Genomic DNA, 708 nt, shown 5'->3' with positions numbered 1-708 from the left:
GATTATGCTGCTTGCCCTACCCGACGCGGACACGTCCTTAAGCGTATGGATTGTCCTGCTGCTCCTCATCGGCATCTGCAACTCCATCCAATTCTCCGCCATGAACACCCTGACCATCGCCGACCTGCGCGCGCACCAAACCGGCAGCGGCAACAGCCTGATGGCAGTCAACCAACAACTCGCCATCAGCCTCGGCATTGCGCTCGGCGCGCTTATCCTGCAAAACTGGTCACAAAGCAGCTTCACCGCAGGCAACCTCCACCTTTCATTCCGCCTTACCCTGCTTTCCATCGGTTTGATTACACTCGTCTCCAGCACCATATTCAGCCGCCTGCACATTTCCGACGGACGCAACCTAACCGACTGAACATTTCCCCAAACCTTAAAGGTCGTCTGAAAGATATTCCCCGCTTTTACCCGCACCACCCATCCGTCAACGCAACTAACGGAAACAGTAAAAACTGCATTTGAACATCCTTTGAAACCTAATACAGACATATCCAAACACTACCCGCCAACACCTACCGAACAATCGAAAAAACAGCCCAAAATTTTTCAGACGCCCCATATTCTTCACAGGAAGCCGCCACACCGAAAAGACAAGCAAAGCAAAAAATGCTATGCTTAACGCTTTCAATCTGTGTGTCTGAAGCAATGAAAAAGTATCTTATCCCTGTTGCTGCCGTAGCCGTAGCAGCCGTACTTGGT

At 51.0% G+C, this 708-nt stretch carries 1 protein-coding gene and 1 pseudogene; one reads left to right on the top strand and one right to left on the bottom strand.

What is annotated here, in order from left to right; all coding sequences use genetic code 11:
* A pseudogene (locus tag ACTHUR_RS14120) lies at positions 1–367 on the top strand (MFS transporter); the annotation flags it as partial.
* Positions 368–521: 154 nt separating this feature from the next.
* On the opposite strand, the gene ACTHUR_RS14115 reads toward ACTHUR_RS14120, so the two are convergent.
* On the bottom strand, positions 522–708 hold a 187-nt coding region (locus ACTHUR_RS14115), incomplete at its 5' end, for a hypothetical protein (RefSeq protein WP_440399177.1).

The organism is Neisseria sp. P0021.S007 (assembly GCF_051956855.1).
This window is presented reverse-complemented; position numbering and strand designations above follow the sequence as displayed.